The sequence below is a fragment of the Candidatus Chloroploca mongolica genome (assembly GCF_004762035.2).
GTDB classification, from domain to species: Bacteria; Chloroflexota; Chloroflexia; order Chloroflexales; family Chloroflexaceae; genus Chloroploca; species Chloroploca mongolica.
On sequence record NZ_SIJK02000005.1, the window covers coordinates 14,088 to 28,541 of the forward strand.

At 59.4% G+C, this 14,454-nt stretch carries 11 protein-coding genes; all 11 read right to left on the minus strand.

What is annotated here, in order from left to right; all coding sequences use genetic code 11:
• Nucleotides 1–3: 3 nt before the first annotated feature.
• The 11 genes from EYB53_RS04100 to EYB53_RS04150 all read right to left on the minus strand — a co-directional run bounded on the left by EYB53_RS04100 (nt 4) and on the right by EYB53_RS04150 (nt 14,395).
• Nucleotides 4–948, minus strand: a complete 945-nt coding sequence (locus EYB53_RS04100; protein WP_135476957.1) for a glycosyltransferase family 2 protein — start codon at nt 946–948, stop codon at nt 4–6.
• Nucleotides 929–2,149, minus strand: a complete 1,221-nt coding sequence (locus EYB53_RS04105) for a glycosyltransferase family 4 protein (protein WP_135476958.1) — start codon at nt 2,147–2,149, stop codon at nt 929–931. Before EYB53_RS04105 ends, EYB53_RS04100 begins: the two co-directional genes overlap by 20 nt.
• A gap of 165 nt (nt 2,150–2,314) precedes the next feature.
• Nucleotides 2,315–3,496 carry a glycosyltransferase family 4 protein gene (locus EYB53_RS04110; protein ID WP_135476959.1) on the minus strand — a complete coding sequence of 394 codons (1,182 nt, stop codon included), beginning with the start codon at nt 3,494–3,496 and terminating at the stop codon, nt 2,315–2,317.
• Nucleotides 3,497–3,507: 11 nt separating this feature from the next.
• Nucleotides 3,508–4,425 carry a glycosyltransferase family 2 protein gene (locus EYB53_RS04115; protein WP_254150878.1) on the minus strand — a complete coding sequence of 306 codons (918 nt, stop codon included), beginning with the start codon at nt 4,423–4,425 and terminating at the stop codon, nt 3,508–3,510.
• Nucleotides 4,422–5,753, minus strand: a complete 1,332-nt coding sequence (locus EYB53_RS04120) for a glycosyltransferase family 4 protein (RefSeq protein WP_135476960.1) — start codon at nt 5,751–5,753, stop codon at nt 4,422–4,424. The genes EYB53_RS04115 and EYB53_RS04120 overlap by 4 nt, the downstream gene beginning before the upstream one ends.
• A complete protein-coding gene (locus EYB53_RS04125; protein ID WP_135476961.1) occupies nt 5,750–7,225 on the minus strand; it encodes a flippase in 1,476 nt (491 codons plus the stop codon). The genes EYB53_RS04120 and EYB53_RS04125 overlap by 4 nt, the downstream gene beginning before the upstream one ends.
• A 401-nt stretch (nt 7,226–7,626) precedes the next feature.
• Nucleotides 7,627–9,021 carry a glycosyltransferase gene (locus tag EYB53_RS04130; protein ID WP_135476962.1) on the minus strand — a complete coding sequence of 465 codons (1,395 nt, stop codon included), beginning with the start codon at nt 9,019–9,021 and terminating at the stop codon, nt 7,627–7,629.
• Between the two features lie 18 nt (nt 9,022–9,039).
• Nucleotides 9,040–9,459 carry an S-adenosylmethionine decarboxylase family protein gene (locus EYB53_RS04135; protein ID WP_167857245.1) on the minus strand — a complete coding sequence of 140 codons (420 nt, stop codon included), beginning with the start codon at nt 9,457–9,459 and terminating at the stop codon, nt 9,040–9,042.
• Nucleotides 9,449–11,392 (minus strand): asparagine synthetase B family protein, encoded by a 1,944-nt coding sequence (locus EYB53_RS04140; protein ID WP_135476964.1) that lies wholly within the window; start codon nt 11,390–11,392, stop codon nt 9,449–9,451. Before EYB53_RS04140 ends, EYB53_RS04135 begins: the two co-directional genes overlap by 11 nt.
• Before the next feature lie 21 nt (nt 11,393–11,413).
• On the minus strand, nt 11,414–12,904 hold the full coding sequence (locus EYB53_RS04145) for an oligosaccharide flippase family protein (protein WP_135476965.1): 1,491 nt from the start codon (nt 12,902–12,904) through the stop codon (nt 11,414–11,416).
• A gap of 324 nt (nt 12,905–13,228) precedes the next feature.
• Nucleotides 13,229–14,395, minus strand: coding sequence for an acetyltransferase domain-containing protein (locus EYB53_RS04150; protein ID WP_135476966.1), 1,167 nt, complete (start codon nt 14,393–14,395; stop codon nt 13,229–13,231).
• Between the last annotated feature and the right edge of the window lie 59 nt (nt 14,396–14,454).

Genomic DNA, 14,454 nt, shown 5'->3' on the forward strand with positions numbered 1-14,454 from the left:
TGTTTATGCGATCTCTTCGGTGACAGGACGACGCCAGGTGTGACGTTTCACTGCCATCAATAGAAGTGCGCCATCGCGGGCGAAGGCGTGCCCGGTTGGATGTTTTGCTGCGGTTGCCAGGAGGATGACCCCCCCAAGCGTCGCTTTGCCCAGAAAAATGGTCTGCAAGCCGACCCCAAGCGTTGTGCGGGCCAGGTCGCCATAGTGCTTGCCAAAAAAGCGTAGTTTGCTCAGGTAGAGTTCCGCTTTCATCCGGGTCGCCGAGCGCTTGCTGCTCTGCCCGCCAAAATGGATCACTTCAGACGCGGGGAGGTAGCAGACCTTCCAGCCAGCCTGACGGGTGCGGTAACACCAGTCAACCTCTTCCGTATACATAAAGTAGCGCTCGTCCATCAGCCCGACCTGGCCGAGGATGCTGCGCCGGATCATCAAGACCGCCCCGTCAATCCAATCAGTGCTATACACGATCGTACCATTTTTGGTCGGGTAGCGCCAGCGCAAGCGTACTTTTTTGCCGACCAGTTCGGTTAGCAGATTGGGAAAGAGCGCCCATGAACGCTGCAATGTTCCGTCGGCATTGAGCAGGCGCGACCCGACGATGCCAACATCCGGGTGGGCATCAAGAAAGTGGACGAGGCGAGTGATCGAGGCGGGTTGGGCAATGGTGTCGCTGTTGAGCAGCAAGACATGGCGCCCGTCACTCGCCCGGATGGCCTGGTTGTTGGCGGTGGCAAAGCCCCGATTGTCGCGGTTGGCGATGATCTGGACTTCGGGGAACGCCGCCCGCACGTCGGCGACGCTGCCATCAACCGAGCCATTGTCGACTACCCAGGTCTCGGCTTTGATGCCCTCGGTTGCCGCCGGTAGTGCCGCAAGACAGTCGAGCAGCAGTTGGCGGGTGTTCCAGTTGACAATAACAATCGTGACATCAGCCTGTGGTGATGGCATGGCGGTAGCTCCCCCTGGTTGCAATCGTCTGTAACAGATCTTCGAGTCGTTGCGCAAGAACCTGCCAATCATAGTGTGTGGCGACAGCCCGTCGCCCGGCCTGGCTGAGGCGTACGCGTGCCGATGCATCTTCGAGCAGCTGCAAGGTCGCTCGCGCAAAAGCGTCGGTACTATCGGCGATGAGCAGGTGCTCGCCGTCAACGAGGGCTAGCCCTTCACTGCCCTTGCTGGTGCTCACCACCGGTGTCCCCACGGCGAGCGCCTCAAGGATCTTGAGGCGTGTCCCGCCTCCTTCCCGTAACGGCACAACCTCGATACTGCTCTGGGCAATGAGGGCGCGAATATCTTCGACATATCCGGTCAGCACTACGCCGTCGAGGTTGGGCAACGCGGCTCGCTGTTCGGGGGTCGTGCGCCCGGTGATGCGCAGGAGCGTCTGCGGGCGTTCCTGGCGGATCTTTGGGAAGATCGCCTCGAGAAAATAGCGCATTGCATCGAGGTTGGCACTGTACGAGAGCGCCCCCGGATAGATGAGCGTATCGGGATCGGGGTGGTAGGTATAGTCACGGCAGCCTGTCACATCGGCCCCATTGGGAATAACCGCAAGCTCGAGTGGATGTTTGCCGGCAAGCTGGCGTACGGTCTTGGCTTCGCCCTCTGAGACGACGGTGACTGCCGCAAGTTGGCGCAGCAAACCCGCCACATAGCGGCGGTGTTTGATGGCGGTCAGCACATAGCGTAGCCGCCGTTGTACATCCTGGTAGCTGCGAAACTGTTCCAGCATATAGCCGAGTTCGAGTTGTTCGAGCACCACTGGCAGGCCGCGTACCTGCAGGGCATAGGGTGCGACATCAATCTCGAAGGCGAGCACGATGTCAGGTCGGATGCGGTCTGCCGTGGTATGCACCGCCCTGGCAAACGCTTGACTCCATGTTGCCCGTACCGAGGCTGGCTCGGTGACGACCAGGCTCTGCACACGATCGGTCAGGGTCAGCGGGCGTCCGGGTCGCGGCATTGCCTGAAACGACGCGCAGATGGCCGCAATCTCGTCGGCACACACCTCGGTCGTGTCGCCCTGGGTAAAGGCGAGCAGATGCACCTCGTGCGTGCGGGCAAGGTGGCGCAGCAGGTGCATAATGCGCATCCGCGAGCCATTATCCGCAGGTTCGGGCCACCAGGTTGAGAGTGCTAGTATACGCATGATTCAGCCTGTTCGCTCCCCTTCAATAGTCTGGAACATAAGTGTTCTGCCCCACCTCTGGCACAGCCACCCATCGTACGCCTGGCGTCCAGATACGTTCCTCAACACCCTTTGCGCCTTTGCGCCTTTGCGTCAAATCGTCGGAAAACTTAATTCACAAACTAATCAATCACGGTGTGGCACCGCAAGGTCTGCCGCTGCACCCGGACGGTGCTGTCCAGTTGCGGCAACAAAACGCTGATAACTCACCAGCGTCTGTTCGGCGGTCTTCGCCCACGAGAAGGCTTGCATGCGCTGGTAGCCGCGCTCGCGCAACCGGTCGGCTTCGGCTGGTTCAGTGAGCACAGCCTCGATATGGCGGGCAAACGCATGCTCATCTTCGGCGTCGGCGATCAAGGCGGCGTCGCCGGCGACTTCGGGGATCGAGCCGCGATCCGAGGCGATCACTGGTGCGCCGCAGGTCATTGCTTCGAGCAGCGGAATGCCGAAGCCTTCGATCCACGAGGGAAAGAGAAAGGCCGAGGCGCCGCTAAAGAGGGCGATCAGGTCTTCACGGGATGGGCGTAGCAAGAGCCGCGCAAACCCGGCCTCAACCGCTTCCTGCACGACCGGCAGGGGTTGTTGGCGTGCAAAAAAGACGATTTCGTAGCGCTCACGCAGTGCGGCAGGCAGCAAACGCCACGCGCGTACCAGCACCGCCGGATTCTTCAGGCCATCAGCAAGCAGATAGGGCCGCGTGATGCCGTGACGCGCCTGCACCTCGGCGAGCACGGCCTGGTCAGTGATGCGCCGGAGATCGGGCGTTGGGGCGTGGTGGATGGCAACCACCCGGGCAGGCGCAAGCCTCGTATAGTGCAGAATCGCACGCCGCGCATGCTCCGAGACGGTCAGGATGCCGTGTGCGCCCCGTACCGCCTGGCTGCTCATCAGGTGCAGGTAGGTCATCATGGCGATCGTACGCGGGTTCTTGGCGTGACCGGCGATGATCTCGCGCAGGGGCATCACATTGATCGCATCGTGCAACGTGATGACGCTTGCCACACCGGCTGGCCCAAACCCATAGTTCGTCGGGAAATGCGCCACGTCCAGGGCATCCTGGGCCATCGCTCGCCGCAGCTTGACGAGATCGTTGACGAGACTCGAGTGCGGCCCGCGATACGGCAGATAGCGCACCGTCACATGGTCGGGCAAATGCTGCAACTCAAACGGAGCCTTGGTATCCGCATAGAGCACAAAATGATGCGTACGCCCTGCTTCGATCAGCGCAGGAACCAGGTGTTTGAGATAGGTATGCACGCCGCCCACAAGCCTATGGGAAAGATAGCGTACATCAAGGCCAATCCGCATAACCAGTCTCCTCAGAGTGCATGCTCAAGCCGCCCAAAACGCCCCCGCCAGAAGTCCAGCCAACCCAGGCCCATGCCGATCCGTCCGCGGCGCGTGCGCCACTTCGGGCGCAGCCAAAGGCTGGCGTAGGTACGCAGATCCTGCAGCACCAGCGCGTGCAGCCAGGTGTCTGGTCTTGCCCCAATGGCCTGGAGAAAGAGCAGCCGATTGCGCGTCATATAGTAGGCCAGGTACTCCTGGTCAAAGCGGGCATCGAGCGGGATTTTGTGCCAGACCTGCGCCGCTGGTACGTGCAGGATGCCATAGCCCGCCCGGGCCACCCGCACGGACCATTCAGTCTCCTCGTAGTACATAAAGAAGCGTTCGTCCAATAGCCCGGCCTGCTCAAGCACCCTGCGCTTGACCAGCAACGCACAGCCAGTGACGAAGTCCACCGGGCGCAATCCGGGATACTGGCCTGTGTCGCGCTGTCCGGTACCGTCCATCAGGCCGATCCCACGCTGCCAGTCAATCCATCCACCCGCCGACCAGATCAGGTCTGGGTCGACGTGGTAATAGATGGTCGGCCCCACCACCCCGGCCCGTGGACTTGCCTCAGCCGCCGCAACCAGAATACTCAGGAAGTCAGGGGCGACCTCTGTATCGTTGTTGAGCAGCAGCGCATAGTCATAGCCATGATCCAGGGCATAGCGCAGACCGACATTATTGCCTGCGGCAAAGCCCAGATTCGCCCCGTTCTCGATCACGGTGACGTCAGGAAACGCCGCCTGCACGCGCTCGGGCGTACCATCCTGCGACGCATTGTCGAGCACCACGATCGTATAGCGCTCACAGGGATACGTAAGCTGTTGCAACGACTCCAGGCACGCCAGCGTATCTTCGATGCCGTTATAGCAGAGCACAAGAAGCGCAACCCTTGGTTTCATCATGCAGCCTCCGGGAACAAATTTGGCTGGTGCTGAGCGATGATGCGTGTGTAGGTTGCCAGCAGACAATCCAGTTCTTCATCAATGCTTGTGGGCGTGCGCACCCCCGCCACGAGCCGGGCGAGCAGCCCTGGCTCATCACGGAGCCGCTTGATCTGGCGAGCCAGATCTTTCGCCTCACCGGGGCGGAAGTGCAAGCCGTCGACCTCATCCTGGACAAGTTCGGCCATGCCGCCAAAAGCCGAGGCGAGCACAGGCCGTCCGGCACTCTGGGCTTCCAGGATGGTCAGCGGGCTATTTTCGTACCAGATCGAGGGCACAATGAGGGCATCAACCGTCGCCAGTACCTCGGCGATCCGTCCGTTCGCAAAACGCCCGGCAAGGGTGATCCGAGGATCTTTGGCCATCAGATTGCGCAGGCGCTGCGTATAGGTTGGATGCTGGTCAAGATCGCCATACACCTGCAACTGAACCGTGCGCTCACCTTGAGGCAGCAGGCGCAACGCCTCGATGATCAGATGTACGCCTTTGTGTTGCGCAATCTGTCCGATATAGGCGAGTTGCAAAGGATTGCCCTGTGGTGGTGGTGGGGAGTCCAGGTCTTTGGTATTGATCCCAAGGCGTACAACCTGAAGCCGCGAGGGCTCAACCAGGTCACGAAACATCCCGGCGAGAAATTGTGAAGGAGCGATCACCAGGTTCGCCAGACCGAGGGCCTTGCGTAGATAGGCGCGTCGTGCCGCCTGTTCGTGGCGGCCCGCCTCGCCATTCAAGGCAATCCAGGTACGTCCGGCGGCACCACCACTCAGTTGTTCCGTCAGGCGATAGCGCCGTTGATCCTGTTGCAAGCACCACGCACACTCAGCCGGGTCGGTTGGTGGCGTCGTGCAGACCTTGCCATCGCTGCGCAGCAGCGTAATGCGTGGACAGAGGAACCAGTAGTCATGCAGCGTCACAATGCTCGGCACCCCGAGTTGATGGGCCACCTCAAGCACACCTGCACCAATCAAATAGCCGCTCTGCAGGTGCAGTAGATCAGGCCGTGCGGCGCGCATATAGTCTGCAACCCACGCTGCCACCATCGGGTTTGCGTAGCTCCAGTTGCTCGGTGCATTGCGCAGCCCGAGGTGCAAACGCCAGACCGAAACACCTTCATAGGTATCCTGAATTGCCTCCACCCCGACGGGCCGCTCTTCATCAAGCGTCTCGATACAGACAACCTCGGCCTCGTGGCCCTGCTCAAGCAGCCAGCGGGCCAGCCGAAAGGTGTAGAGCTCGGCCCCGGCACTGTAGCGCGGCGGAAAGTGGTGAACCGCAAGCAAGACCTTCATAGTGCCCCCTGCTGTGGTTCCGCCGCTGCACGACGTGCGGCGAGCAAGCCACGCACAAAGATCGCTTCTTCACGCCCTACGACCCGCAATGCAAGGAGCAGCCCACTATAGACGAGGGCGCCCAACGAAATCGTTACGACGACCGGCCACTCACGTCCAACATAGACGAGCAATCCCATCACACCGACAGCGGCAACCGTACGCACCAGTTCACGCCACTGCATCTGCCCAAGCATATCGCGCAACAGCCAGAGATACTGGCTCACCAGGACAACCTCGGTGACAACGGTAATGATCGCCGCAGCGGCGACACCATAGAACGGGATCAGGGCCAGGTTTGCGACAATATTGATGCTGCTACTGATCATAATTGCCCGCGCCACCTTGACTTCGCGCCCGGCAATAACGACCACATACCCCAGAAACTCGGATAAAAACATCAGCGGCACCGCCCAGATCAGCACCGCCAGCAACGGGGCCGCCGGTGCATACGCCGGCCCAAAGAGCAGCGCCACAATGGGATCTGCCAACAGATAACCACCAACCGCAATTGGCAAGGCCACCAGCATCAAATAGCGCAACATCCGCTCGTAGATCTGCGGCAACGTCTCGGGGGCCGTCGTCGCCTGCCGCGAGAGCGACGGATAGAGCGCGGTATTGAGTACATTCGAGAGCGTGACGAGGGCAAAGATCAGATTGTAGGCGGCATTGTAATGGCCGGTAGGCGTATCGCCGCTAAAGATATTGAGCAACACCGTATCAAAACGGTACGAAATGCCGAGTGTCAGGCCAATCACGCCAAAAGGGAATGCCGCCCGCAACAACGAAAGCCAGCGCGCGCGACTGATCCGCCCGAGCCTGATCCCAAGCGGCTTCAAGGCCCGGACAACCAAGAGCGTCATCACGAAGACCCCGGCCATCGTTGCGAAAATCAGGCCATAGTAGCCGAAACCAAGCCAGAGGGCAAAGCCCCCAAGCACCACAAAAATCAACTGATTGACCACCTGCACGCCAGCGGTCAGATCAAGCCGCTCGTAGCCGGCAAGAATGGCGCTGCTACTGCCATGCACCGCATAGATAAGCACCGTGACCGAATTGAGCGCAATAGCGCCAATCATCAGGCCAGGGCGCCCGGTCAACACGGCCGCAGTCACCACACAGATCCCGGCCACAACCGCCAGCATCAGGCGCAGCACAAGCACATCGGCATAGAGATCCCTGATGCGCTCGGGACCATCGGGAGCATCGCGCAGCCGGGCCACCTCGCGCACTGTATACGGAGCCAGCCCGAGATCGGCGATGAAGAGAAAGACCGTGCCAAAACCGATCACCGCAGCATACTGACCAAAATCGGTCGCCCCCAAATTGCGAATGATCAGCACCGTGAAGGCAAACGACAAAAACTTGATCGCAAGTTGTGCGATCAAGCCCACGGCGGAATTACGCAAAATAGTTCGCGAAAGTTGCTGCATCAGTTCCCGTACGTCGACGAACGACGCCTTCTTCTTGGTAGTCTATAAGGTACGTTTCCCGCGGTATTGTCACCCTGAGCGCAAGCGAAGGGTCTCAGGCGTCCCAATGGCAGAGATGCTTCGCTACTCCGTTCGGGGTGACAAGGGCGGGCCTGGGCAACACCCTGGTTGCTCACGGCATCACTGGCCCGCGGGCCACTTGGTGCTCAACATGACACGTTCCTTCGCAAGGCCTTGTGCCTGTTCCCTGGGGACGACTACAGCATACGCGAGTGAGGTAACTTCCCGCTAAATTCAGGCGAAACAGAAGTGACAGTTTTGTATAGTTGCGGCTGGGAGCGCGGGCCACTGGCCCGTGCTCCCAGCCGCAGGGTGACACGTATGCATCTCAGGCTTCCTGTCTACCGGGGCGTATGACACGGTGTGGCAGTATCGCCCCAGTTTCGTTCGTGGGCGCTGGTTCGTTCGTTGTTGCTGGCGGGTGTTTGTTGCCGGGTAAGCTGTTGATAGAGTCCTTCAAGCCGATCCATAGCTGCTTGGTGCGAGAAGAAGGGCATTGCGTTGGCCCGCAGGTGCGGCAGCAGCTCTGGCTCATCCAGCAAGCGTTGTAGATTCTGCGCCAATTCGTTGGGGTCATCCACAGCAAAAAGAAGACCGTTGCGGTTGTGCTCAACGAGTTCGGCAATGCCGCCAAGCTTTGTGCCCACAATTGGTACACCTACAGCCTGGGCCTCGAGAATGCTGTTGGGGCTGTTCTCAACCCAGCGCGACGGTACCACGACAACATCAAGCTGTGCCAGCACTTCCCACACCCCACTGCCCTGATAGGTGCCGTGCCAGGTAGCATCGGGGAGTTGCGCGAGCTCCTGACGAAGCTGCTGCTCGTAGTCTGGTTCACCTGCTGCCGAGCCATAGATCTCAAGACGGCGCGGTTGCGTTCCACGCAGCTTCTTCCACGCTTCAATCAGGAGATCCACGCCTTTGTGGGGCTTGACCTGGCCGAGATAGCCAACGCGCAAGGTGGCTTCGTTGGTACGCAGAGGGCATTGTGTCAACTCGACCCCCTGCCGCCAGACGCACATTCGTTTCTCATTTGTCCCGTGGCGCTGATAAAAATTAGCCAGGAATTGCGACGGAGCCAGCAAGACATCGGCTTTGGCGAGCGCCGCTTGCAGCCGTGCTGCGCGCGACGCCTGGGCCGGCAAGCCGAGCATGGGGCCGAGCAGATTGTCGGGTTGCACGAGTGACCAGGCCATATCAGCATTATTGGGTGATAGCTGCGCCGGCAGGCGAAAACGACGATGCTGTTCGGCATGGCAACGCGCACAGCCAACCTGACTCGGCTCGTCACACCGTTTGCCCAGCGGGGTCAGCAGATTGATGCGATGACAGTGCCACCAGTAGTCGGTGAGATCAATCACCACGCGTACCCGGCGCGCGACTGCCGCATCAACGGTAGACGCCCCAAGCAGATACCCGCTGAAGAGATGCAGCAACTCGGGATGCCAGTCGTCAATCACCCGACCAACGGCGGCCCCAAGCTCGGGATGGTCATAACTCCAACGAAAGGGATCGGGGTTCGCACCACCACTGAAGGCCATGCGCCATACATCAATCCCATCCTGCGCACGATGCGTCATCCGCAGATCCGTGTGTTCGGCGTTATCGGTGTGAATACAGACGACGGCCACGTCATGACCGCGTTCAGCCATCGCACGGGCGGTACGCTCGGCTCGTCGTTCGGCACCTCCATTATGTTCGGGTGGATACCCATGCACTGCGATGAGAATACGCATCCATATGTCTTTCTTTTTTCATCGTTGATTTTGCCACATATGCAATTCGCGTTTCACATCACGTTCCCAGTGAATGCCCCGGTCGGCCACCTGGCGCTCGATAATTTCATAGCTGCCAAAGTGTTGCTCAATAACCTCTTCGGCTAAGATTGGATCAAATGGCTTGCACGAAAACACATCTAAAAAAGCTTGGCCGAGGTGTGGGTAGGTGTGGATCGCAGCGTGTGATTCGTACAGGATCACCACACCTGAACATCCCGCATGATCGGGTGGGCCATCTTCACGCCCGGCGAGCGGCCCCGCCAGGATGCGCATATCGAGCCGCCTGACCAGATCGATCAGAAACCCGTTCACTGCCGCTTCATTATCCAAGGCTTCCTGATTGGCAATGGCCCCGAGCCGCATGGTAAGGTGTACGCCGTAGATATCACGTGACATAGTCTTCCTCCTTGTTAGTAATGAGCTCTCTTCCGTCTGGTGATGCGACATCAAACAGCCGCCGCATCACCATCTCCAGGGTCAGCAGTGGTGCGATTTTGCCAATCGTCCAGAGTTGCTCGCCGGCAAGATGCTGCTGCCACAGCGAACGTACCGCTGCTTGGTCAAACAGGCCGCGCTCGAGGGTGCGCTGATCAAAGAGGACGCTCTCGGCCCAGTTCCGTAGATCAGTGCGGAGATACGCTTCGTAATCAGCATAGAGACGCGGTCGTTGGGGAAAGAGCCCCCCAACACGTCGGTTGATCCAGGCCTTGCCTCGGCGCAAGAACCCGTCACCGTTGCGGAACAACTGGCTGCTATGGGGCAACCGGTCGTCTTTTTCGTAGGGCACTAGGGCGAGTTCCGGTTTGCGTTTGGTGAGAATAGCCCGCCGGAACTCCGGTTGCGTGCGGATCGTGTCGGGCAAACAATACATAAAGTCAACAAAGCTGTAGTCGAAATAGGGACAACGTACCTCAAGCATTGAGCGTTGCGTGACGATCTGATTTTGTAGGCTGCGCCGAATCAGATTCTGGATAATAAAGTAGTCGGTGCGATGCGCGGGGCGGTAGTGACGTGTACGGGCGAGTTCTTGTCGCATCGATTCAAAGGCTCGATCCCGCAGATGAGTGCGGCCTGCTCCACTCAGCAGACTCGCCGCCTCACCTTCGCTCATGCCAGGCCAGGTGACATCTTGGCAAAAGGCGCGAAACATGCGTTCATAAAAGGCTGTCTCGTCGGGTGGATGCCGATAATAGCGGTCAGCCTGATGCTCTTCGAGCACGGCAAACCCGCCCATCGTCGTGCCACCATCCCAGCCGCTCAGGTTCACATCCATATGCTGGCGTGCCGTGGCGAGCATGCTAATCCCGTGGGCGTGCATCCAGCTATGCATGCCTTCGGTCAGGGCTAGGTGCAGGTCGTGATAGGTCAGCACCCACCGTCCATCTTCCAGGGGTACCCAATGATGTTCAGCCCCGGCGCGGCGGGCGAGCCGTGCGGCATAGACGACATCACGACTGCCCGGTGCACCAAAGGTGAAGGTCGGCGGTGGCGTGGGCTGATCGGCAAAGGCGAGAATGATACGCCCATCCAGCCCACCACTCAAGAAAATCCCCGGGCGTAACGGCGGCGCCGTCATCGCCTGAATTGCCCGTTGAAAGAGGCGACTCGCTTCCTCAACCGCTTCGTCAAAGGTCAGACCGGTGATTTCGCCTATCTGATCCCAGTCCCAATACTGCTCAAGGCTTAGTTGATTATGCTCCAGGTCGTAGCGCAGCAGCGAGGCGGGTGGCAAAAGCTGCACATCCGCAAACCAGGTTTTGTTGCCGAGCAGTTGCTGAAAACGTAGATACTCGGCCAGCGCCGTTTCGTTGAGCCGCTGCGGTACCTCGGGCGCACTGATCACCCCTTTGAGCTCGGGCGCAAAGGCGAAGGCACCCCGGGCATAGGCATAGTAGTGTGGGTAGAGCCCGTAGCGATCGTTGATGAGCCAGAGGATCTGTGTCCGGCCATCCCAGATGCTGCAGGTGAAGGCCCCATCAAGCTTGGTCAGCCCACTGGCCCCGTCGCGCAGAAAGAGGGCCAGCGCAAACTCGGCCGCACTTGCCTTGCTGTCTAGCCATCCTTCCCGTTCAAGCTGGTGGCGCTGCGCCTCCTGGAAGTAAAACTCACCGGCTAGGCAGAGCGCCACCTTGCCATCAGCGCTTTGCGCCGGTTGGGGTTGCTGATTGAGCAAACCAATATGCCGTCGCCCGAGGGCTACCTGCGGGCTGATCACCGTCTGTTCAAGCTGCTGGGTGAAGACATGGCGCATTCGTGCGCCCATCGTCTGGATCACCTGGGCAACGGGTTGGGCTGTTGTGCGGCCAAGATAACCAAAAACTCCACTCACGGCGCTTGCTCCATTCTTCTTCTAGGGTGTCGTTGTCCGCAATCGTCGTAGTCGTTCGAGGCCCTGATTGATCAAGGCTTGATCAACGAGCCGCAGCCCGAGGGCCATGACTCCATAACTTGTTATGCCAATGATCACCGCCACAGGCAGGGGCAAATCTCGTCCCAACGCAACAGCCACGCCCATCACGACCGAGGCAAGCACAATGCGAAACATACGCGAACCGAGGGCCTCAAGCCGCATGCGTTTGCCGAGCAGGCCAAGAAAGAGCAGGGCACAGATGCCGTCGGTGATCACGGTGATCGCAGCTGCCGCGATGATGCCATAGGCGGGAATGAAGATGAGGTTCAACCCGATATTCAAGATGGTGCCGAGCAGGTAGATGCGTGCCGCCGGCCATTCCAGGCCCATCGCGACCGCTGCACTCCCGCAAAAGGCGGTGAAGAGCAATAAGGGGATATCCCAGGCGAGGATGGCGAGGGCCGGCCCGCCGGGGGCAAAGGCCGTGCCAAAGAGGGTCGTCGTGACTGGTGTGGCGAGCAGGCTTAGCCCAACTGCCGCCGGCAGACCAAAAAACGCGAGCCAGCCTACGGTCGTACTTGTCCAGGCCTGTACCTGTTCGGGGTCATTGACGTGTTCGCGCGCCAGCGAGGGCGTCATTGTCAATAACAATCCATCGGCAACGGCCACGAGCTTGAAGACGAGGCCATAGACCGCGCTGTACCATCCCACTTCGCTATCGCTGCGCAGACTACTCAAGATAACGGCATCGGCATTGAAGTTGAAGGTGAGCGCGAGCGACGTCAGGCCAAAGGGAATGCCTGCAACGAGCAGGGTCGGCCAGCGGGTCAGATGGATGATCGGACGCAATGATCCGAGGCCGAGCCGTCGAATAAGCCGAATTGCCATCAGGATCTGGACCGGCAAAATCAGGTAGCCAATGCTCAGCAAGCCCAGCACCCCGCCACCGAGCCACAGAACAACCAGACTGATCCCGATGCTCATCAATTGTGTGCGCACCTGGATCGCCGCGACTGCATCGAAACGCTCGGCCGCATTGAGCACCGAGAGCAACGGCATAAAGAGCGCCGCCAGCACAAAGGTGCCCGCATAGAGTACCACGCCCATCACGAGATCCGGGTGATACCCAAAGCTCCAGGCAATGATCGGCAGCACCACAATCGCCGCAACTGCGAGGATGATGCGGAGCGCCATCAGATCGCCGAGCACCTCTTGAATCTTGCCGCCGTCGCGAGCCAGATTGCGCTCGACATACTGGGTCATGCCGAGTTCAAAGAAGACCCCGAACATCCCGACGAACGCGATCACCGCTGCATACTGACCATACCCACTCGCGCCGAGCAGGCGCACAACTGCAATCAGATAGAAAAAGTTTGCAGCTTTAAGGCCCCAACTCGCCACCGTGATGACAAGCGTATTCCGCAAAATAATCTGAGCAAGATCACGTTGTTCTGAAGACTGATTGTTTTGTTGCTTTTGTTGCTCTGTCATTATCCATACATAGAACGTTTCCAGATCGTTTGACGTAATGCAGTTACTCTGGAAATGCCCGTAGAATGGGACACTACTCTGGTTTCATGTTTAGCTGGTACTACCCAGCATACCGTAGCCTGGTAACACTGTCCTAAATCTTGTGCTCTATGAGGTGACAGTTTTGTTTGGGCCGCACATTGCGCCCTTGCGCCTTTGCGTCAAAACAAATAAGCTCACGCGAAGGCGCGAAGGCGCGAAGGGGTAACGCACCTAGGCTAAAACCTTTGTGCCCTTGCGCCTTTGCGTCAAAACAAATAAGCTCACGCGAAGGCGCGAAGGGTTCTACAGATAGTTCAGCACCTTGGGATACCGCTTGCGCAAATCCCGATATGCGCCGCTGAGCGGCACCAGGATCAACAGCCCTGCGCTGAACGCAAGGCACCCCCAGATGACGGCTGGCCCCGGGGTGGGTAGCACCGCGAAGATCCGGGCAATGAAGTGATAGACCACAATGTGCGCGACGTAGAAGAAGAGGGCGACCTGTCCAATGGTCACCAGTGGTTGGAGTGGGCCGCGGGCAAGCAAGTTGGGTACGGTGAAGAGGCCCGCCAGGATGAGCGCTGCCAAGCCCAGGTTGAACGCAAAATAGGTGAGACTCGGCGGGGCTTTGCTCATAATCAAGAAGTGCGCCGGGGTTCCGCCAACCTGACCGACTGATCCGAGATCGCCATAGCCGCCGAGCAAGCGCAGCCCAAGCCAGAGCCCGAGCAGAGCGATGCCCGCAAGCAGCCATGTGCGCGGCTGGCGCATTGCTTCACGCCCTTGCAGCGCCCCAAGCGCATACCCTAGCCACATCAATGGCCCCCAGCCCAGGATTGGAAAGCCGACCGCCGGTACCGTGTCGTAGCTATAGGTGAGCCAGAACGCCTGCCAGAAACCCTGCGGGGTGTCGGCAGCGAGGGCAGGCGCCATGGCCCCGATGACCCACTGGTAGCCGAGCAAGACTGCCCCTGCAACAATGGCGAGCAGGTGCTTTGGCAGGAGACGGAGCAAACTTAACATAACCATGGCAACCGCAATCGCGGTGAGCACATGCACATAGGGTGCGTCGCCCATCCAGAAGAACCAGCAGATCGTCAGATCGAGCACCAGAATCACTGCCGCCCGGATCAGCATGTACCGACTCACCGCCCAGTTGCTCCAGCCTTTGCGCTGCCGACCTGCACTAAAGAGCGCCAGGCTGTAGCCACTCAAGAGCCAGAAGATTGGTGAGGCAAGATTCGTGACCAGCCCCAGCCCCCAGTACGCAATGCTCTGGAGGGTGACGAACTGGCCGCCATACGACTCGGCCTGTAACCCGGCCCCCACAAAGAAACTGGCGTGGTCGAGCGCCATAAAGAGCATCGCCAGCCCGCGCAAGGCATCGATGGCGAGAATGCGCGTGGTGCTGACCGCCTCTTCACGCGTCAGGACATCTGCTTTTTGAACGGTGCGTGCCTGGATCGCCATACGTCACCCTTTTCGATGAGTGGCCGAAGCATTGCCTTGGCTATGCCAAGGCAATGCTT

Coding starts and splice junctions, on each gene's coding strand:
- EYB53_RS04100 (WP_135476957.1), bottom strand. CDS start 948: ATGCCATCACCACAGGCTGATGTCACGATTGTTATTGTCAACTGGAAC.
- EYB53_RS04105 (WP_135476958.1), bottom strand. CDS start 2,149: ATGCGTATACTAGCACTCTCAACCTGGTGGCCCGAACCTGCGGATAAT.
- EYB53_RS04110 (WP_135476959.1), bottom strand. CDS start 3,496: ATGCGGATTGGCCTTGATGTACGCTATCTTTCCCATAGGCTTGTGGGC.
- EYB53_RS04115 (WP_254150878.1), bottom strand. CDS start 4,425: ATGATGAAACCAAGGGTTGCGCTTCTTGTGCTCTGCTATAACGGCATC.
- EYB53_RS04120 (WP_135476960.1), bottom strand. CDS start 5,753: ATGAAGGTCTTGCTTGCGGTTCACCACTTTCCGCCGCGCTACAGTGCC.
- EYB53_RS04125 (WP_135476961.1), bottom strand. CDS start 7,225: ATGCAGCAACTTTCGCGAACTATTTTGCGTAATTCCGCCGTGGGCTTG.
- EYB53_RS04130 (WP_135476962.1), bottom strand. CDS start 9,021: ATGCGTATTCTCATCGCAGTGCATGGGTATCCACCCGAACATAATGGA.
- EYB53_RS04135 (WP_167857245.1), bottom strand. CDS start 9,459: ATGTCACGTGATATCTACGGCGTACACCTTACCATGCGGCTCGGGGCC.
- EYB53_RS04145 (WP_135476965.1), bottom strand. CDS start 12,904: ATGACAGAGCAACAAAAGCAACAAAACAATCAGTCTTCAGAACAACGT.
- EYB53_RS04150 (WP_135476966.1), bottom strand. CDS start 14,395: ATGGCGATCCAGGCACGCACCGTTCAAAAAGCAGATGTCCTGACGCGT.